This window comes from Nocardioides nanhaiensis (assembly GCF_039542785.1).
Lineage (GTDB): Bacteria > Actinomycetota > Actinomycetes > Propionibacteriales > Nocardioidaceae > Nocardioides > Nocardioides nanhaiensis.
Window position 1 is genome coordinate 1 of sequence record NZ_BAABIM010000006.1, and the last position, 18,225, is coordinate 18,225.

Sequence of the window (18,225 nt, forward strand, 5' to 3'; positions counted from 1 at the left end):
CCCACTCATGGAGAGAGCAGTCACGGCCAGCAACCCCGGGACAACCTCCCACCGATATCGCGCGTCTCACGCCACATGACGACCACCACGCCCCACCGCGGCGTCCTCGCCACGGCTCTCCTGCTCACGACGCTGGCATCACTCCTGGTGCTGGCGTTCTCCACGCCCCCCGCCCACGCCGCCCAGCGCACCTGGGCCGACCCGCGCGGCGACCACGAGAACGCCCCGGGCGGGATGGACATCCTGGCCGTGAGCGCGAAGAACGGTGAGCGGCGCTTCGCCTGGACCGTGCGCCTGGCGCACCTCGAGCGGAGCGAGGGCACCGGTGCCGTCCGGGTCCTCCAGAAGATGGCGAACTCGGAGGGCTACGTCTTCGACGCCACCAGCAGGTGGCGCGACGGCGAGCCGCGCACGGCGCTGTTCCTCCAGTACGGGACGCTGCCCGAGCAGCGGATCCGCGTGCGCTGCGCGGGCCTGGACTCCACCTGGAACACCCGCACCGACTCCGTGCGGATCATCGTCCCGACGGCCTGCCGCAGCGTCGGGGTCCGCACCTGGCGCGAGCTGGTGGCCACGACGCTGCTCCCGGGCGGCGGCGTCGACGACGTCACGGCCCGGCGCGCTCCCCTGCGCAACGGCTGACCGCCCTCGGACGCACAGGACCCCGCGGCCGAGTGGCCACGGGGTCCAGATGAGGGATGGATCAGGCGGAGCGGTCGCCGAGCCGGGTGACGAGCAGCGCCAGGTGCAGGCGCGCGGCCAGCGGCAGGGTGCGCAGTCGGCTCACGATCAGCCGGCCTGCGCGGTGAGGTCGGGGCCGCCGGCGTAGGTCTCGACCAGGGTCTCGATCTTCCAGCGCAGCGCGGCCACGACGTGGGGGCGCAGCACCTCGCGCTCGGTCTCCTCCTCCAGGTCCTGCAGGTCGGCGATCACGACGGTCCGCTCGGCCGCCGGCAGCGGCACGAAGCGGATGGCGGTGCGCACGGCCTCGCAGAACGAGCGCAGCTCGTGGCGGCGCGGCACCGAGACCAGGATGTCGACGGGTGCCAGGGTGACGGGCGTGGAACGGGGGGCGGAGATGGGAGCTGCGGTCATGGTGGGAGCCACCCTTTCAGGGAAACCTCAACAAGCGAGTTGTCAGATTCAAACGATCTGTTGAAGTACAGTTACCCCCATGGCGCGCGATCCAAACTCAGACGGCGAGGTTGTTCACCTGCTGTCCATCGGTGACCTCGCCGACCGCACCGGGGTGGCCACGGCCACCCTGCGCGTCTGGGAGGAGCGGCACGACTTCCCCCGGCCGCGACGCCTGCCCAGCGGCCATCGGCGCTACAGCGAGGCCGACGTCGAGCGCGTCGCCCAGGTGCTGCGCCGCCGCGACGCCGGCGTGCGCCTCGACGTCGCGATCGCCGAGGCAGTCTCGCCGCCGGCGCCGCTGCCGCCGTCGGTCTTCGCCCACCTGCGGCGCACCAACCCGCAGCTGCCCGTGCACCGGCTCACCAAGAGCACCCTGATCGCCATGTCGTGGGCCATCGAGGACGAGTTCTGCGCGCAGGCCCCGGCCGCCCACCTCTACGGCGCCTTCCAGCGCACCCAGTACTACGGGCACGCTCAGGCCCGGTGGGAGGACCTCGCCCGCACGGCGGCCTCCGCCGTCGTCTTCGCCGACTTCCCCGCCGACGACCTCGACGCCTCCCCGCACCAGATCGCCCTGCACCCCGGGTCGCCCATGCGCCGCGAGTGGGCCGTGGTGTGCGACGCCGACACCATGCCCGCCGTGCTGACCGCCTTCGAGGTGCCCGGCCAGAGCCACGTGCCCGACGCGCAGCGTGACTTCGAGGCGGTGTGGTCCCTCGACCCGGCCGACGTCAGCGAGTCGGTGCGCGTGTGCCGCGCCGTCGCCCGCCACGCCCTCACCGACGGCGGCCTCGTGGCCGACGACGACGCGCTCGAGGCGATCGTCGCCCAGACGCCGTCCAGCCAGCCGCCGGAGCCGGCCGGCCCGCTCGCCGTCGCCGCACTGCACGCGCGGATGATCGCCTACATCGACCGCCGGATGCGCTGACGCCGCCATCGGCCGTCACCGGCCGGCGACCGCGCGAAGGCTCACCCCTCGACGATGACCACTTGCAAGGTGCGCGGACCGTGCACGCCCTCGACCCGGTCGAGCTCGATGTCGCTGGTGGCGCTCGGACCGCTGACCCAGGTCAGCGGCCGGGTGTGCGCACCCTGCTGCTGCAGCCGCCCGACGGCCTCGGGCACGTCGGTCACGACCTGGTCGGCCCGCACCACGCACACGTGCACGTCGGGCACGAGCGTCAGCGCCCGCCTGCCCTGGTCGGCGCCGTGGTCGAGCACGATCGTCCCCGTGTTGGCGATGCCGAGCGTGGCGCCGGTGAGCACGGCGTCGACGGCGTCGAGGTCCTCGGCACCGAGCCCGTCGTCGGCGACGAGCTCGATCCCCTCCCCGGTCGGCCGCCACTGCGCCGGCAGGCCCTCGGGCACCACGACCCGTCGGGCACCTGCCGCGGCCAGCGCCTCGGCCACGTGCGCGGCCACGTCGCCGACCGTGGTCAGTGTGACGGCGGCGCGGTAGTCGGCCACCCGCTCGGCGAACCGCGCCACGGGGTCGAGGTCGCCGGTGCTCACGGGCTGGCCGTAGGTCCACGGAACCTCGGGCACCTCGGGGCGGTCGTCCAGCGCCGTGCGGACCCGCCGCAGGATCTCCTCGCGCGCGCTGCTCATCGCTCCGCCTCCGTGCCGTCCGTCGTGCCGTCCGTCGTGTCGTCGCTGTTCTCGGACCGCCCCCCGTCGGTGCGGTCCCACCACTGGCGGAACGACTCCTCCGGCGGCACCGGCGCGTCCCGGGCCCCGGTCCAGGCACCCAGGCCCGGCAGCGGGAGCGACCCGAGCGAGGTGGTGCCGCGCTTGCGCAGCGCACGCCCGACGACGCCGGCCCCGCGCTCGGCAGCACCCAGCCGCTTGTGCGAGCCCATCACCCACGAGGCGGTCTTCATGGCCGCCTGCTCCGCGCTCGGCACACCACCGCGCTTCTCGTCGACGACGCGGGTGCGCAGGTGCACCAGCATGGAGGGGATGTCGATACGGACCGGACACACGTCGTAGCAGGCCCCGCAGAGGCTCGAGGCGAACGGCAGCGACTTGTCCACCTCACTGGCGGTGCCGCGCAGCTGGGGTGTGAGCACTGCTCCGATCGGGCCGGGGTACACCGAGCCGTAGGCGTGCCCGCCGGCGCGCTCGTAGACCGGACACACGTTGAGGCAGGCCGAGCAGCGGATGCACCGCAGGGCGGCACGCCCCACCTCGTCGGCGAGCACGTTGGTGCGGCCGTTGTCGAGCAGCACCACGTGCAGGCTCTGGGGGCCGTCGCCCTCGGTGGTGCCGGTCCACACCGACGTGTAGGGGTTCTCGCGCTCCCCCGTGCTCGAGCGCGGCAGCACCTGCAGCATCACCTCGAGGTCGCTCCAGGTGGGCACGATCTTCTCGATGCCCACCACCGAGATGAGCGTGTCGGGCAGGGTCAGGCACATCCGGCCGTTGCCCTCGGACTCGACGACGACCAGCGAGCCGGTCTCGGCGACGGCGAAGTTGGCGCCGGAGACGGCCACCTTGGCGCGCAGGAACTTCTCGCGCAGGTGCAGCCGCGCGGCCTCGGCCAGCTGGCGCGGCTCGTCGGTGAGGCCCTCGGGCGCGGGGCGGCCGACGTCGCCCATGCGCCGCAGGAAGATCTCGCGCACCTCGGAGCGGTTGCGGTGGATCGCCGGCACCAGGATGTGCGAGGGCCAGTCGTCGCCCAGCTGGACGATCAGCTCGGCGAGGTCGGTCTCCCAGGCGTCGATGCCGGCGGCCTCGAGAGCCTCGTTGAGCTCGATCTCCTGGGTGGCCATCGACTTGATCTTCACGACCTCCTCGGCGCCGGTCTCGCGCACGAGGCCCACCACGACCCGGTTGGCCTCCTCGGCGTCGCGGGCCCAGTGCACGGTGACGCCGGCGGCGGTCGCGGCCTCCTCGAAGGCGACCAGGTGCTGGTCGAGCTGGGTGAGGGTGCGGTTCTTGATGGCCTCCGCCGCCAGCCGCAGCTCTTCCCAGTTCTCCAGCTCGCCCACGACCTTGGCGCGCTTGCCGCGGATCACGCCGGTGGCGTGGGCCAGGTTGCGCCGTTGCACGGTGTCACCCAGCGCCTCGCGTGCGGCGTCGGGGAAGGTGGGCATGCCCAGGAAGTCGGCGGTGACGCCCACGTGGCGGGCAGCCGCCGGGTTGCCGGACGGGGTCCTCATGCGGGGTTCTCCTCGGTGGATGCCAGGATCTGGGCCAGGTGCAGGGTGCGGACCCCGCTGCGGCTGCGCGAGAGCAGCCCGCCGACGTGGGTCAGGCAGGAGTTGTCGCCGGCCACCAGCACCTCGGCGCCGGTGCTGCGCACGTGCCGCGCCTTGTCGCCGCCCATCGCCACCGAGGTGTCGGCGTTCTTGACGGCGAAGGTCCCACCGAAGCCGCAGCACTGGTCGGCGTCGGGCAGGTCGACCAGGTCGATGCCGCGCACGGCGCGCAGCAGCTGCAACGGCTTGTCGGCCACACGCAGCATGCGCAGCGAGTGGCAGGTCGGGTGGTAGGTGACCCGGTGGGGGAAGTAGGCCCCCACGTCGGTGACACCCAGGACGTCGACGAGGAACTCGCTGAGCTCGTGCACGCGTGGTGCGAGAGCAGTGACCTCGCGCTCCAGGCCGGCGTCACCGACGTGCCGGGCGACCTCGGCGTGCTGGTGGCGCACCGACCCCACGCAGGAGCCCGACGGCGCCACGATCGCGTCGTAGTCGCCGAAGGTGCGCGCGAAGACCCTGACGGCGGGCGCCGCCTCCCGGGCGTAGCCGGTGTTGGTGAAGGGCTGCCCGCAGCACGTCTGCTCGCGCGGGAACTCGACCTCGACGCCGAGGCGCCGCAGCAGCCGGACGACGGCCTGCGGCGTGCCGGGGAACATGGCGTCGTTGAAGCAGGTGGCGAACAGGGCGACCCGCAGGCCCGTCACAGGTGTCGCCGTCACGGCAGCATCCAGGAGAGGACCGTGGACTGCAGCCCCACCAGCACGCACAGGATGAGCAGCAGGCCGACACTCCAGCCGATGACCTTGCGGAAGATGTCGGACTCGCGCCCCACCAGGCCGACCGCGGTCGCGGCGATGGTGAGGTTCTGCGGGCTGATCATCTTGCCGACGACGCCGCCAGAGGTGTTGGCCGCCACCAGGAGGGTCGGGTCGATGCCGGCGCGCTCGGCGGCGGTCTGCTGCAGCGTGGCGAACAGGGCGTTGGCGCTGGTGTCCGAGCCGGTGACGGCGGTGCCCAGCCAGCCGAGGATCGGCGAGAAGAACGCGAACGCGGCGCCGGTGCCGGCGATCCAGGTGCCGACGGTGATCGTCTGGCCGGACTGGTTCATCACGTAGGCCAGGCCGAGCACCGAGGCCACGGTGAGGATGGAGAAGCGCAGCTTCATCAGGTTCTGGCCGTAGGCACGGGCGGCCTCGGCGAGGCTGAGGCGGTAGACCAGCGCGACCACCACGCCACAGATGAGCAGCAGCGAGCCCGGGGCCGAGAGCCAGCCGAAGGTGTAGGTGGGCGAGGTCGAGGGGTCCCCGGCCGCGGTCAGCAGGTTGCCGTCCAGCCCGGGCCACCCGAAGACCAGGTCGGTGCCCAGCAGCCACTCCTTGACGGGGTCCACCAGCTTGGCGATCGAGAAGACCACGATCACCAGCAGGTAGGGGAACAGCGCCATCAGCACCCGCCCGGCGGTGAGGGCCGGGGCGTCGGTCTGCTGGTCGAGCGCGACGCCACCGGCGGGGCTGTCGGCAGCACCCGTTCCGCCCGCGGGGGCGTCGCCCTGCTCGGCGTCCATCTCGGCCAGCAGGCGGGAGCGGGCCTCGGCGCCGCCGGCCGGCGTCCAGACGCGCAGCATCACGACGGCGGCGATCAGACCGGCCAGCGAGGCGACGATGTCGGTGAGCTCGACGGAGAAGTAGGTGGCGCTGGCGTACTGGGCGACCGCGAAGACGAAGCCGACGACGACGGCGATCGGCCAGGTCTCGCGCACGCCGCGCTTGCCGTCGGCCAGCAGCACGAGCAGGAGCGGGACGATCAGCGCCAGGAACGGGGTCTGGTGGCCGACGACGGCACCGATCTCGGTGTAGTCGATGCCGGTCAGGGTGCCGGCGGTGATGATCGGCGTCGCGATGGCGCCGAAGGCGACCGGTGCGGTGTTGGCCAGCAGCACCACGACGGCGGCGCGCATGGGCGTGAAACCGACCGCGAGCAGCATGACGCCGGTGATGGCTACGGGCGCGCCGAAGCCGGCGAGCGCCTCGAGCAGGCCACCGAAGCAGAAGGCGATGATGATCGCCTGCACGCGCGGGTCGTCGGAGATGGCGTTGATGACCGCGCGGAGGTCGTTGAACCGGCCGCTGCGCACCGTGAGCTCGTAGAGCCAGATGGCGTTGACGACGATCCACATGATCGGGAACAGACCGAAGACCATGCCCTGGGTGGTGGAGAGCGCGGCGAGGTCGACCGGCATCCCGTACACGGCGACCGCCACGACCAGGGAGACACCGAGCGCACTGAGACCGGCCAGGTGGGCCTTCCAGCGCAGCACGCCCAGCGTGAGGAACACGGTGAGCAGCGGCAGCAGCGCCACCAGCGAGGAGGCGGCGAGGCTGTCGGCCACCGGGGTGAGATCGGGTTGGTACATCGGACGCCCTTCGAGAGGTGGCACCTCGTGCCGAGATCGATGCGGTCATCAAGAGGTCTGACCACTCAGAGTGCGGCCACCCTAGGTGTGTGCACGGTCACAGCGCAAGGCGTCGCGCTCCTCGGTACCCCGCCGGCCCCGCGGCACGGCCCCGCGCGGCCACGGGGCTCTCGGTAGGGTGCCGTCGTGAGCGGTGAGGTGGCGGGTCCCTCCTGGCAGCCCGTTCCCAGGGCCCGGGCGCACGAGCTCGTCATCGCGGCGATCGAGGGGCAGATCCTGGCCGGCACCCTGACCGTCGGCGACCCGCTCCCGCCCGAGCGTGACCTGGCCGCGCGGCTGCAGGTGAGCCGCGCCGGCGTCCGCGAGGCGATCCGCGTGCTCGAGGGCCAGGGCGTCGTCCGGTCCCACGTGGGGTCGGGCCAGGGCGCCGGCACCTTCATCGCAGCGCTGCCCAGCACCGGGCTCACGCGCTTCCTGCGTCTGCACGTGGCGCTGGGCAACTTCGACCTCGACGAGGTCGTGGAGTCCCGGGTCGCCCTCGAGCGCACCAGCGCCGCCCTCACCGCTCGTCACGCCGGACCCGAGGACCTCGCGCCCGTGACCGCCGCCCTCGAGGCCATGGACGAGCCCGCGATCGCACCCGAGACCTTCAACCTGCACGACACCGCCTTCCACGTGGCCATCGCCTGGGCCGGCGGCAACCGGCTGGTGGCCGAGATGACCACCGCCATCCGCGACTCGATGCGCCTGCCCCTGCAGGCCGCCATGCGTCAGACGTCGGACTGGGCACAGGTGTGCGCCGAGCTGCGCACGGAGCACCACGCCATCCACACCGCCCTCGCCGACCGCGACGCCGACCGCGCCGCCGAGCTCACCGAGGCGCACATCCGCCGCTCCTACGCGGTGCTGTTCCCGCGCTGAGGAGGCTGGGCCGCGGGCGCATGTTACTGACCCGTGGAACTACTAGGTGGGGTCGCGGTGAGGGGTCCTACTAGGCGCAACTGTCAGTAACATGCGGCTGACCGCCGGGGCCTCAGGCCAGGCGGGCGACGGCGGCGGCGACCCGCTCGTCGGTGGCGGTGAAGGCGACCCGCACGTGACGTCGTCCGGCCTCGCCGTAGAAGGCGCCGGGCGCGACCAGGATGCCGCGCTCGGCGAGGTCGGCGACGGTCTCCCAGCAGTCCTCGTCGCGGGTGGCCCACAGGTAGAGCGAGGCCTCGGAGTGCTCGATGCGGAACCCGGCACCGAGCAGGGCGCTGCGCAGCATCGCGCGGCGGTCGGCGTAGCGGGTGTGCTGCTCGGCCACGTGGTCGTCGTCGTCGAGCGCGGCGATCATGGCCAGCTGCTGCGGGCCCGGCATCTGCAGGCCGAGGTTCTTGCGCACGGCCAGCAGCTCGGCCAGCACGGTGGCGTCACCGGCCACGAAGGCGCACCGGTAGCCGGCCAAGTTGGAGCGCTTGGAGAGCGAGTGGACGGCGAGCAGGCCCTCGGTGGAGCCGCCGCTGATCGAGGGGTGCAGCACCGAGGTGGGCGCGGCCTCCCAGGCGCACTCCACGTAGCACTCGTCGGAGACCAGCAGCGTGCCCCGCTCGCGGCACCACTCCACCACCTTGCGCAGGTGGTCGGGCGGGAGCACCCGGCCGGTGGGGTTGGAGGGCGAGTTGAGCCAGAGCAGCGCGGGCACCTCGGGCCCCAGCGCCGTCAGGGAGTCGGTGGCTACGGCGCGCGCGCCCACCAGGGCGGCACCGACCTCGTAGGTGGGGTAGGCCAGCTCGGGGTAGGCGATCAGGTCACCCTCCCCCAGGCCCAGGTGCAGCGGCAGCGCACCGATCAGCTCCTTGGACCCGATGACGGGCAGCACCTGGTCCAGGCCGAGCCCGGTGACGCCGAGCCGGCGCTCGAGCCAGCGCAGCACCGCCTCGCGGGTCTCGACGCGGCCGATCGTCGTCGGGTAGCCGGGCGAGTCGACGGCGTCGGCCATCGCGCGCTGCACCACCTCGGGCGTGGGGTCCACGGGCGTGCCGACCGAGAGGTCGACGATGCCGTCGGTGTGGGCCCGCGCCGTCGCGGCGTAGGAGGTCAACCGGTCCCAGGGGAAGTCGGGCAGGCGCGTGGAGACGCGCGCACCCGCCGGGCGCCGCGCGGGCGCCGCCGGGGCGCCGTCGCTCACGCGCGGGGCGCCTGCCGGGCGTGCGTCACTCGTCGTGCTCCTGCGGAGGCAGCGCGGCCACCAGCGGGTGGTCCTTGTCGATCTCGCCCATCTTGGCGGCGCCGCCGGGCGAGCCGAGGTCCTCGAAGAAGGCCACGTTGGCGGTGTAGTAGTCCTTCCACTCCTCCGGGACGTCGTCCTCGTAGAAGATGGCCTCCACCGGGCACACGGGCTCACAGGCACCGCAGTCGACGCACTCGTCGGGGTGGATGTAGAGCATCCGCTTGCCCTCGTAGATGCAGTCGACAGGACACTCGTCGACGCAGGCGCGGTCCTTGAGGTCGACGCAGGGCTGGGAGATGACGTAGGTCATCGGGTCCTCCTCGGGGCCCACCCACGAGGTGGCGGGCACGAATGGTGCGAGAGCGGTGCGAGAGCAGGTGCAGCCTAGTATCCCGAGGTGCCCACCGCGCGCGAACCCCACCCTGCAGACAGCGCGTCGCCCGCAACCGCGGCTCCGCGACACGCCGGCGAGGGCACCGGGCACGGCCTCGGGCCGCACGTGGTGGGCCAGCGCGTGGTCGTGCGGCGCGTGCTGCGCGGTGAGACCGGTCCCAGCGGCGGGCCGGCCATGACCGACCTGCTCGGCGTCTGCACCGCGTGGACCGGCGGCGCCGACGGGCTCTGCGTGGTGCAGCCAGAGACGGGCGAGGCGGTGCGGATCCCGCTGGCCGACATCGTCTCGGGCAAGCCCGTGCCGCCCCGCCCCTCCGTGCGTCACCGGGTGGAGCCACGGGCGGCGCAGCACCACGGGTTCGCGCTCTTCGACGACCTGGAGACCGCCCCCCTGGGCTCCTGGACGCTGCGGCGCTCGGCCGCCCACCGCGCCCGCCGGGCCAACTCCTGCCTGGCGTTCGGTCCCTCGGGCCTGGACGGCGACGCCGAGCTGCAGGCCGTGCTGGCCCACTACGAGCGCCCGGTGGTGGCGGTGCTCAGCGGTTCGCCGGAGGCCGAGCGGTTCCTGGCGCTCGGTTGGCGCCCCGAGAGCGGCGACGCCGACACCGTGTTCATGATCGCCGGCACCTCGCGCGCGCTGCGGGCCTCGCGTCGGGGCCTGTCCTCACCCGACGACGACCCACGCCTCGAGGAGTCCCGCGGCCCGCGCGGGGCGAGCGCCGTCGTCCGTGTTGGCTCTGCTGCCTCGGGGGTGGCGGCCTGCGACGGCGACTGGGTGGGCTTCCGCAGCATCGATGTGGCGCCCGAGCACCGACGGCGCGGGCTGGCGCTGGCGGTGATGGAGTCGTTGCTGGACTGGGGGGCCGAGCAGGGCGCCACCACCGCCTACCTGCAGGTGCTGGCCGACAACGCGCCGGCGCTCGCGCTCTACGAGCGGCTGGGCTTCACCGAGCACCACCGCTACCGCTACCTGGTCGCACCTTCCCGAGGCTGAACCAGCTCTCGCTGCGCGCCATCACCCACGGCCAGCTGGTGCGCACCAGCAGCAGCACCAGCGTGCCGGCGATGACCATGCCGGCCACGTTGACACCCAGCTGCGCCAGCGAGCCGAGGATCTCGCCGCTGTCGAGCAGCGCCAGGCCGAGCGCCAGGTTGCCCGCCGCGGGCACGGTGGTGACGCTGATGAAGACGCCGACCATGGTGGAGGACCGCTCGATGGCCAGGGCCAGTGCTCCGGCGGCACCGGCCACGAGGGCGACGATGAACGACCAGCGGTCGGGGTGCCAGATGAAGCCGGTGTTGGGGCGGGCGCGGGTGACGTCCTCGAGCGTGAGGAGCCCGGTCAGCGCCCCGACGACCGCCAGCAGCGCGGTCACCGCGATGGCAAAGGTGAAGGAGAGCACCAGCAGCCGCAGGCCGGCCCAGAACAGGCCCCAGCGCTGCAGCACGATCGCCGCACACACCGTGGCGATCGCGCCGAACTCCGGGCCCACCACCATCGCGCCGATCACGAGGATGGCGGAGTCGGTGACCACCGCGATGGCCGCCAGCACCACGGCGAGCAGCAGGAAGAGGTGGAAGCTCACCGTCGGGACCGCGCCGGCGTGGGCCTGCGACTCCACCGAGTCCCAGATGACGGCGTCGTCCGGGTGCCCGGGCGCCGCCGCCTCGATGCGCCGCGCCTCGCGGAACGGCGTGCTGGTGGGGCTGGTGACGACGACCGAGCCGCGGTCGCTCACCCCCAGCTGCTCGAGCAGGTCCAGCACCTGGCCGGCCTGCTCGCGGGCGACGTCGCACTCCAGCAGGTCGCCCTCGGGGCTGACCACCGCACCCTGCTGGTAGGTCAGGTTCGTGACGCAGGGCTGGTCGACCAGCTCGCGGCAGACGTGGGAGCCCAGGTCGGTGGGCACGGTGAGGCGCAGGTGGACGAGCACGGGCACACGGTAGGCGTCCGGTCGCGGAACCTGACGCGGACATGACGAAGCGATCCGGACCGTTCCTGCGCAGCGGCGCTTCAAGAACGGTCCGGATCGCGTCCGGGTGATCAGGCGGTGGGCAGAGCCACCCACCACCCCGATCCGGGGGCCGAGAGCCCCCGCTCATGTCGTGAGCGGGCCCCGGGCCGGGTCTGGGCCCGGCCCGGGGTCCTCACGAGGTGGCGCAGGTGCCGCTGGTCAGCGGACCAGGCGACGCTGGGTGACGCCGCGCTTGGTGTCGCTGGTGGGGGCCACGACCGCCTGGTAGGTGGTCAGGCGACGGCGGTTGGTGTCACGCACCGCGAACCGCTTGACACCGTTGCTGTTCAGGGTGCCGGTGGCGATCCGCACGCGGCGGTCGTTGACGATCCGGAACAGCGTCACCTTCGCACCGTCGGCCTTCTTGGCCCGCACGGTGAGGATGTCCTTCGCGCCCCGCGACTTCGCCTGGTTGGCCTTGATCGCCGGGTTGATCTCCTCGCGCCCACCCGGGTTGGGGTTCGGCTGGGTGCCACCGAAGGTCACCGTGTCGGTGGCCAGGGTGCCGATGCGGGTGCCGTCGTCCTCGTAGCCGATCACGCTGACGTTGGCGGTGCCGGCCGAGCCGCCGGCGAAGTCCAGGAAGGCCTGGCCGTTCGCGTCGGTCTGCTGGCAGCTGTTGAGCACGTCCTCGTTGCAGCTGTCGTCGTCCTCGTTGCCGGGGCCGGCGCGGAGGAAGTCGACGAACATGCCCTGGATGGGCTGCCCCTCCTGGTCACGGGCCGTGAAGACCATCGTCACCGTGGATCCGACCGGCACCCTCTGCGCACCCTGCTGGGTGAGCGTGAAGGTGGAGTTGGCGACGTCGAGGTCGTACCAGTTGATGGCGTCGGTCTCCTCCTCCACCTGGATCGCAGCCTGGTTGAGCGATGCGCCGGGGTTGGCCGGGTCGAACGAGGAGTCGTTGACATCGTCGGCGTAGGTGTTGGTGACCGAGCCGTCGAGCTCGACCTCCAGCACCTGGTTGGTCGCCTGCGCAGCGAAGGCCGAGATGGCCGGCTGGGTCAGGTCGAACTCCGAGACACCGTTGCTGAAGAAGTTGGCCACGGGGGTGTTGTCCGTGACCGTCATGTCCTGCGAGGTCCGGTTGCCGAACTGGTCGTAGGTCTCCACGTCGTAGTCGACGACCTGGCCGGAGCCGCTCGGGTCCCCGGCACGAGCCTGGGGCAGGATGCTCGACTCCTGGTCGTCGCTCAGCTCCACGACCAGCGGGTTCGTGGCCCGCGGGTTCAGGGGCGTCGCGTTGGTGGTCCAGGTGAAGTCGTGCACGTCGGTGGCAGCGCCGGCGGTGGCGCGCAGGCCGTCGTCGACCAGGCCGTCGTCGTCGAAGCCCTCGTTGCGCTCGATGTTCACCGCGAAGACGGTGGAGACACCGTCACCCGTGCTGATGGTGATGCTCTGCCCGGCGGAGGCGAAGTCGACCGGCGCGCCCGGGACGGGCGTGGGCTCGAACGGCAGTCCGGCGCCCGAGACGTCGACGAAGTTGCCCTCCTCGACCGTGAGATCGATGTCGATGTCGGTCAGCGGCACGCCGTCCGCGTTCTCCACCTCGAGCTCACCGACGCCCAGGCCGCCCGGGATCAGCTCGCCGTCGGGGTTGGCGAGTCCGGGTGCCAGACCGTCGGACTGGTCGCCCGACAGGGGGTTGATGATGCGGATGACGGCCGGCGCGATGGAGCGCAGGAAGTCGATCTCGAGCGTCGCGTCGGTCTGGTCGCCCGGTTCCTCGAGCCCAGGAGCCTCCGCGGTCAGGTCGTTGTCGAGCTCCTGGCCGTCCGGGGTCGCGGGGTCGGTCACGGCCACCGTGAAGGCACCCTGTGCGTTGGTCTCCGACGTCGCGGCGAAGTCGTTGACCTTCTGGGTCGGCGCGGTCTGGGCGTCGGCGATCTCGCTGTTGTCGCTCGGGTTGTAGTCGATCGAGATCACCCGGTCGGCGCCCAGCGCGTCACCGTCGACCTGGACCAGGCGACCGGTCTGCGTGGTCGTGGTGCCGTTCTCGGCCTGTGCCACGCTGCCGCTGTCCCACTCGATCCGGGTGACGTCGTAGTCGAGCACGAGCTGCGGGGCGATCGCGTCGCCGGCGTCGGGCTGCGGGGTGCCGTTGTTGTTGGCGAACGCGTCGACGGTGACGGTGTACTGGCCGTCCTCGCACTGCGGGTAGACGCCGCCGAAGTCGCCGACGTTCGCGAAGACGAGCTGGCCGTTGGCGTCGGTGGGGCCGGCCGCCGGGGGCTGGTCGACCACGAAGTCCGGGTTGGGACCGGTGCAGGTGAGGGTCGCCGAGATCACCGTGCTCTTGTTGGCGATGGGCTGACCGTTCTGGTCGAGCACCGTCGCCACGAGGTTGGTGGTCTCGTCGTCGTCGAGGACCAGGCCCTTGGAGGAGGTGATGGTGACCGTGGTGGCGACCGGCGTGATGCCGCTCTGCACCAGGGCGAAGCGGTAGTCGACACCGTCGTCGTAGACGCCGTTCTGGTTGACGTCCACCACGTAGAACGCGCGCTGCTGGTTGGGCACGCCGTCGTTGTCCTGGCCGTTGTCGATGGTGCTCTCGAAGAGCGACACGGTGGCCTGGCCGTTGACGTCGGTCTCGCCGGCGTCCGGCTGGGCGTTGCCCGACCCATCGGCGGGGGCACCGGCCGCGGTGTTCTCGACCTCGAACACGTCGAGACCCTGGATGGGCTGGCCCTCCTGGTCGGCGACCGTGATCACGAAGCGGCTCTCGTCGTCGGCGCCGCCGAGCTGCACGTTGGCCGGGAAGCCGGGGGCCGAGGCGATGCCGGCGCTGGTGACGACCTGGTTGTACATCGTGTAGGCGTTCACGTCGTCGCTCGAGCCGCCGACACTCACCGCGATGCCCCGGACGATGATCTCGTCCTCGGCGTCACCGGTGTCGTTGCTCGGGTCGACCGGCACGACGGCCTTGATGGTGGAGACGTTGTTGCCGTCGGGGGTGCCGACCTCGGTCGGGTTGACGGCAGCGCCGTCGCCGCCCGGACCGACGTTCTGGAGCGAGTTGAAGATCGGGTTGGAGGAGTTCGAGGTGCCGCTGATGATCACCTCGTCGTCCGGGCCCAGGCCGACGCGGGAGCGCAGCGGCCCCGCGAGCTGGATGGCACCGTTGTTCTGCATGCCGGCGGCGGAGTTGGGCTCGACCACCTGGTCCTGGGTCGCCAGGACGGTCTCGGCGGCGTCGAGCGCCTCGGCGCGCACGCCGGTGATGGCCGCACCCTCGGCGCCCGCAGGCGGAGTCCACTCGATCGTGGCGATGCCGTTGTTCGGGGCGATCTCGGCGATCTCGACCTGGGTCGCACCCTTGAGGTACGAGAACCGGACCTCGGAGATGCCGGCGCCGTCAGGGGCTCCGGCGAAGAGGGTCACGGTGTTGTTGACGCCGTCGAACGCCGTCGAGGCGTTGGCGACCTGCGAGTAGAGCTCGAAGGCGACTTGACCGTCGCCCACCGTCTGCGCCTGGGCTGGCGCGGTGAGCGCCAGACCGGACAGCGCGAGCGCGGAGACGGCCGACAAGGCCAGCCCCCGCTTGATGCCGCTGCGATTCATGGTGGTGCCTTTCGGGACAGTCCTCCGCACGCGGAGGTACTAGAGCGGCCTGGCCCGAACGAGTCAGGGCCGGGCACCGAAGGGACATGACCCATCGGCGATCGGGACGCTATGAGCCCGCCGCGGTAAAGCCCGCCAAGATGCGCAAGCTCGCGCAGGGGTGCAACAAAGTCCGCCGACACGCCGGTGAGAGCAGCGCTTCCGACCCGGTCCAGACGAGTGAGCCGCTCACTGACCTGCACGGATACACACCGAGAGTAAAAAGTAAAGGCGAATTCTTGGTCCGAGCCCACATTGTTTGTGAAATCTCTGTGACTCTCGGCCGAGCGGTGCCATGATCCGCCAGGGGAGGGACCGTGGGGGCGGGACCGAGAAGGGCACAAGCACCATGGGGACAGCGATGTCCGTGCACCGACCGACGCTGGAAGACAGCGATGCAGTGGGTAGCACCGAGCACATGACCAGCGCCGGACCGCCAGCGGGTTCACCGAGCGGGGGCGACGTGGACACGCCGACGACGCGACGCCGAGGGCGTCCATACCGGCTGCCGATGGATCCGACGCCGCTGCAGGCGGCCGAGCCGAGCCACGGCCACCGTTTGGCCTGGCTGCTGGGGTCCTCCCGGGTCTATGCCAAGGACACCGCGGTCGCGCGGCGCAGCACCTTCATCGAGGCGCTCGGCGACCACGGCGTGCCGTGCGACGCCACCAAGCTGAGCCGCTGGGAGTCGGGCCGGGTCAACGTGCCCCTGGCAGTCGTGCGCGCCTACGAGCAGATCCTGGGTCTGCGCACTGGTCAGCTGGTGGTGGCCGCCACCGGCTTCGGCCGCGGACTCACCCGCGGACCGGTCACCGTCCAGCCGCCGGCGGGCGACCCGGCCGCTGCCCACCTGCGCCTGGACACGCTCTTCGGCGAGGCCTTCGCGGGCGGCGCGGCCGGCCACACGTGGCTCGAGCTCGGCGACCTGCTGGCCCACCACCAGCACCTGTACCTGCTGCCCGAGACCTGGCAGCGCATCTGCGAGCTGCTCGCCTCCGAGCTCAGCCGCACCACCGGTCACGGCTTCACGTGCCGCTTCGAGACCCTGCGGATGCTGGTGGCCAACCCGGCCTCCCGCCGCTACGCCGTCAAGGCGGTCGGGGCGATGACCACGCACCCAGCGGCCACCTTCCTGATCCACCCCGCAGCACTGCTCGGCGAGGTCGAGGACGCGCAGCCGATGGAGCTGCTGGCGCGCGTGCTGCGCATGGAGCCCAGCGCCTTGCGTGCCGGCGCCGCCTACGCCGTGAGCACCAAGGTCGTGCGAGGCCACTTCGCCGAGAGTGAGATCGGTGCTCTCGAATCTCTGACCCGCCGCATGCTGAAGCGCAGCTCCAGCCTGATCGAGCGCGCCGACGCGCTGGCCCTCGCCTGGGCTCTTCCGGCGACCGGCCGGCACCTGGTGCCTCCGCAGGGACTCGACCGCGAGACCCGCACCGCGCTCGAGAACGTCTACCGCGGCGGCGAGCTCTGCGACCCGCACACGGCCCGCCAGGTCGCGTCCCGACTGGCGGACACCGCCCAGGAGCACACACCGATCGACTACCTGCTGGGCCAGGACCAGATGCTGCACCGGCTGGTCCGGGAGTCGCTGTTCCACGCCGACCCGGCTCGTCGCTTCCGCTCGGCGCTGCTGCTCTCGGCGAGCCCGTACCGGGCCCAGCTGGCCGAGCCGCTCGCCGCGATGGTCACCCGCTCGGACGAGAACACCGCCGTGCTCGTGGGAGCAGTGCTCTTCCAGCTGGCCGGCGCCGAGCAGCGCGGGCCGCTGCTGCGGGCCGGTCTGCGTGAGCGGCGCGAGAGCGTCCGGGGGGTCGCCCTGCTGGCCTCGGGCCAGGTGGTGGAGCAGCTCTCCGCCGCCGAGTCGGCGACCCTGGTGGGCTCCTTCTCCACCCAGTCGACCACCCAGGCCACCGCAGCCGGCCTGCGGGTGCTGGGCATGGCTGGGGCCGAGGACTGCCTGGCCTCGGTGGCCCTCAGCCACCCGCACCTCGCGGCCGCGGCCACGTGGTGGCGCGAGAACCCGGCCGTGCGCGATCGGCCGGTCGGCGACGGACCGGTCACGGCCGCGTCCGCAACGGCGCTGGCCGCCGTTCCCGACGCCAGCCACCTGTAGGCGGAGCCGGGCCTCAGCAACCGAGAGCCGGGCGGATCCTCGCCGGTCCCTCGCGGGTGAGCGCGTCGAGGGTGATCTCGATGGTGGTGGGGCTCAGCGGGATGAAGAGGTGCTCGCGCAGGTCGCTGCGGCACAGGCTCTGGATCGTGACGTTGGTGGTGCGCGGGCCCCGAGCCAGGTAGCCCGAGGTGTGCGGCACCACCACCTCGTCGTAGCGCGTGGTGATCTGGGTGTAGCTGACCCGGCCGGGCGTCTCGTCGCCGCGGTTGAGCCGCGCCAGGAACTGCGAGCCCGCGCCCTGCTGCACACAGGCGCGGCACAGCAGCCCGACGACGTCGGCCAGCAGGTTGCTCTCGCCGCCCTGGGTCAGCGCGGTGCCGTGGTTGGAGGGCGCGATGCCCACGAGGTCGTCGACCACCTTCGCGCCACCCAGGAACTTGATGTAGTAGCGCGGCATCATCCCGCCCTGCGAGTGCCCGACCATCGAGACCTTGCGGGCACCCGTGGCGCGCAGCACCCGCTGCGTGAACGCCTTCAGCTGGCGGGCGGACTTGGAGATCTCGCCCAGGCCACGGTTGCCGTAGTCGGGCGAGAACACGCAGAACCCACGGTCGAGCATCGCCTGCTGGAGGCCCTCGAGCAGGTGGCGGCGGTCACCGATGGTGCCGTGCACCGTGATCACCGGTACCGGTCGCCGGGCCGTGGGCCGGCAGCCCCAGTCGTTGACGCCGGCGACGTCGCCCTCGGGCGCGGTGGGCAGGGGTGGCAGCACCCCACGGGCCGCCGGTGCGGCAGCGGTCGACCCGCCGTCACGACCCGCGACGGCGGGACCGGCCGCCGCGAGCAAGGTGACGGCGAGCAGCAGGGCGGTGAGGACTCCGAGAGGTCGGCGCATGCCCGGACAACGACCCAGCGGTGACCGTGGTCACGCAGGCTGGTCGGGGTGCTGCCGCTGGGCCTGGCGGGGCGGTGCCGCAGTGCCGTTTCCTGACGGGCATTCGGTGCCTCAGGCACCGCCACCCCCGGGCAGCGGTGCCCCAGCAACCGTTCATCAACGGCAGTGGGTGACTCACGCACCGCAACCCCCGGGAGCGGTGCCGGAGTTACGGTTCGCCCACGTCATTCGGTGGCTCACG

At 72.2% G+C, this 18,225-nt stretch carries 15 protein-coding genes; 5 read left to right on the forward strand and 10 right to left on the reverse strand.

Going from position 1 to position 18,225, the window contains the following annotated elements; translation table 11 throughout:
- The first annotated feature begins 75 nt into the window (after nt 1–75).
- Entirely contained in the window at nt 76–642 is a 567-nt protein-coding gene (locus ABD948_RS21720; RefSeq protein WP_345273076.1) for a hypothetical protein, read from the forward strand.
- 147 nt (nt 643–789) lie between these two features.
- Here ABD948_RS21720 and ABD948_RS21725 read toward each other — a convergent pair whose 3' ends face one another.
- Entirely contained in the window at nt 790–1,095 is a 306-nt protein-coding gene (locus tag ABD948_RS21725; RefSeq protein WP_345273079.1) for a hypothetical protein, read from the reverse strand.
- 79 nt (nt 1,096–1,174) lie between these two features.
- Here ABD948_RS21725 and ABD948_RS21730 point away from each other — a divergent pair, with 79 nt between their 5' ends.
- Nucleotides 1,175–2,065, forward strand: a complete 891-nt coding sequence (locus tag ABD948_RS21730) for a DICT sensory domain-containing protein (RefSeq protein ID WP_345273087.1) — start codon at nt 1,175–1,177, stop codon at nt 2,063–2,065.
- A gap of 41 nt (nt 2,066–2,106) precedes the next feature.
- Here ABD948_RS21730 and ABD948_RS21735 read toward each other — a convergent pair whose 3' ends face one another.
- Genes ABD948_RS21735 through ABD948_RS21750 form a run of 4 tightly spaced genes read right to left on the reverse strand, consistent with a single transcriptional unit; the run spans nt 2,107 to nt 6,753 of the window.
- Nucleotides 2,107–2,745 carry a LutC/YkgG family protein gene (locus tag ABD948_RS21735; protein WP_345273115.1) on the reverse strand — a complete coding sequence of 213 codons (639 nt, stop codon included), beginning with the start codon at nt 2,743–2,745 and terminating at the stop codon, nt 2,107–2,109.
- Nucleotides 2,742–4,298, reverse strand: coding sequence for a LutB/LldF family L-lactate oxidation iron-sulfur protein (locus ABD948_RS21740; protein ID WP_345273134.1), 1,557 nt, complete (start codon nt 4,296–4,298; stop codon nt 2,742–2,744). The genes ABD948_RS21735 and ABD948_RS21740 overlap by 4 nt, the downstream gene beginning before the upstream one ends.
- Nucleotides 4,295–5,059: a (Fe-S)-binding protein gene (locus tag ABD948_RS21745; protein ID WP_345273168.1), complete on the reverse strand. Its 765-nt coding sequence runs from the start codon at nt 5,057–5,059 to the stop codon at nt 4,295–4,297. Before ABD948_RS21745 ends, ABD948_RS21740 begins: the two co-directional genes overlap by 4 nt.
- A complete protein-coding gene (locus tag ABD948_RS21750) occupies nt 5,056–6,753 on the reverse strand; it encodes an L-lactate permease (RefSeq protein WP_345273180.1) in 1,698 nt (565 codons plus the stop codon). The genes ABD948_RS21745 and ABD948_RS21750 overlap by 4 nt, the downstream gene beginning before the upstream one ends.
- Before the next feature lie 186 nt (nt 6,754–6,939).
- On the opposite strand from ABD948_RS21750, the gene ABD948_RS21755 reads away from it, so the two are divergent.
- Nucleotides 6,940–7,674 carry a FadR/GntR family transcriptional regulator gene (locus tag ABD948_RS21755; protein ID WP_345273194.1) on the forward strand — a complete coding sequence of 245 codons (735 nt, stop codon included), beginning with the start codon at nt 6,940–6,942 and terminating at the stop codon, nt 7,672–7,674.
- A gap of 112 nt (nt 7,675–7,786) precedes the next feature.
- On the opposite strand, the gene dapC is transcribed toward ABD948_RS21755, so the two are convergent.
- Complete coding sequence (dapC, locus tag ABD948_RS21760) at nt 7,787–8,923, reverse strand: succinyldiaminopimelate transaminase (protein ID WP_345273205.1); 1,137 nt, start codon at nt 8,921–8,923, stop codon at nt 7,787–7,789.
- A 25-nt stretch (nt 8,924–8,948) separates the two neighbouring features.
- The gene (gene fdxA / locus ABD948_RS21765) at nt 8,949–9,275 is read right to left on the reverse strand and encodes a ferredoxin (protein ID WP_345273211.1); all 327 of its coding nucleotides are present in this window, start codon (nt 9,273–9,275) and stop codon (nt 8,949–8,951) included.
- 87 nt (nt 9,276–9,362) lie between these two features.
- Here fdxA and ABD948_RS21770 point away from each other — a divergent pair, with 87 nt between their 5' ends.
- Complete coding sequence (locus ABD948_RS21770; RefSeq protein ID WP_345273215.1) at nt 9,363–10,352, forward strand: GNAT family N-acetyltransferase; 990 nt, start codon at nt 9,363–9,365, stop codon at nt 10,350–10,352.
- Here ABD948_RS21770 and ABD948_RS21775 read toward each other — a convergent pair.
- Both ABD948_RS21775 and ABD948_RS21780 read right to left on the reverse strand, forming a co-directional pair.
- Entirely contained in the window at nt 10,303–11,292 is a 990-nt protein-coding gene (locus ABD948_RS21775; protein ID WP_345273219.1) for a DUF389 domain-containing protein, read from the reverse strand. The genes ABD948_RS21770 and ABD948_RS21775 overlap by 50 nt on opposite strands.
- A gap of 240 nt (nt 11,293–11,532) precedes the next feature.
- Nucleotides 11,533–14,934, reverse strand: a complete 3,402-nt coding sequence (locus ABD948_RS21780) for a hypothetical protein (RefSeq protein ID WP_345273221.1) — start codon at nt 14,932–14,934, stop codon at nt 11,533–11,535.
- Between the two features lie 550 nt (nt 14,935–15,484).
- Between ABD948_RS21780 and ABD948_RS21785 the strand changes: the two genes are divergently transcribed.
- Nucleotides 15,485–17,089, forward strand: coding sequence for a hypothetical protein (locus ABD948_RS21785; protein WP_345273224.1), 1,605 nt, complete (start codon nt 15,485–15,487; stop codon nt 17,087–17,089).
- A gap of 13 nt (nt 17,090–17,102) precedes the next feature.
- Here ABD948_RS21785 and ABD948_RS21790 read toward each other — a convergent pair whose 3' ends face one another.
- Nucleotides 17,103–17,984: an esterase/lipase family protein gene (locus ABD948_RS21790; RefSeq protein ID WP_345273227.1), complete on the reverse strand. Its 882-nt coding sequence runs from the start codon at nt 17,982–17,984 to the stop codon at nt 17,103–17,105.
- Nucleotides 17,985–18,225: the final 241 nt, after the last annotated feature.

Excerpts from the sequence above, each read along its gene's own strand:
- ABD948_RS21720 (WP_345273076.1), top strand. The coding sequence starts at position 76 with ATGACGACCACCACGCCCCACCGCGGCGTCCTCGCCACGGCTCTCCTG.
- ABD948_RS21725 (WP_345273079.1), bottom strand. The coding sequence starts at position 1,095 with ATGACCGCAGCTCCCATCTCCGCCCCCCGTTCCACGCCCGTCACCCTG.
- ABD948_RS21730 (WP_345273087.1), top strand. The coding sequence starts at position 1,175 with ATGGCGCGCGATCCAAACTCAGACGGCGAGGTTGTTCACCTGCTGTCC.
- ABD948_RS21735 (WP_345273115.1), bottom strand. The coding sequence starts at position 2,745 with ATGAGCAGCGCGCGCGAGGAGATCCTGCGGCGGGTCCGCACGGCGCTG.
- ABD948_RS21740 (WP_345273134.1), bottom strand. The coding sequence starts at position 4,298 with ATGAGGACCCCGTCCGGCAACCCGGCGGCTGCCCGCCACGTGGGCGTC.
- ABD948_RS21750 (WP_345273180.1), bottom strand. The coding sequence starts at position 6,753 with ATGTACCAACCCGATCTCACCCCGGTGGCCGACAGCCTCGCCGCCTCC.
- fdxA (WP_345273211.1), bottom strand. The coding sequence starts at position 9,275 with ATGACCTACGTCATCTCCCAGCCCTGCGTCGACCTCAAGGACCGCGCC.
- ABD948_RS21780 (WP_345273221.1), bottom strand. The coding sequence starts at position 14,934 with ATGAATCGCAGCGGCATCAAGCGGGGGCTGGCCTTGTCGGCCGTCTCC.
- ABD948_RS21785 (WP_345273224.1), top strand. The coding sequence starts at position 15,485 with ATGGATCCGACGCCGCTGCAGGCGGCCGAGCCGAGCCACGGCCACCGT.
- ABD948_RS21790 (WP_345273227.1), bottom strand. The coding sequence starts at position 17,984 with ATGCGCCGACCTCTCGGAGTCCTCACCGCCCTGCTGCTCGCCGTCACC.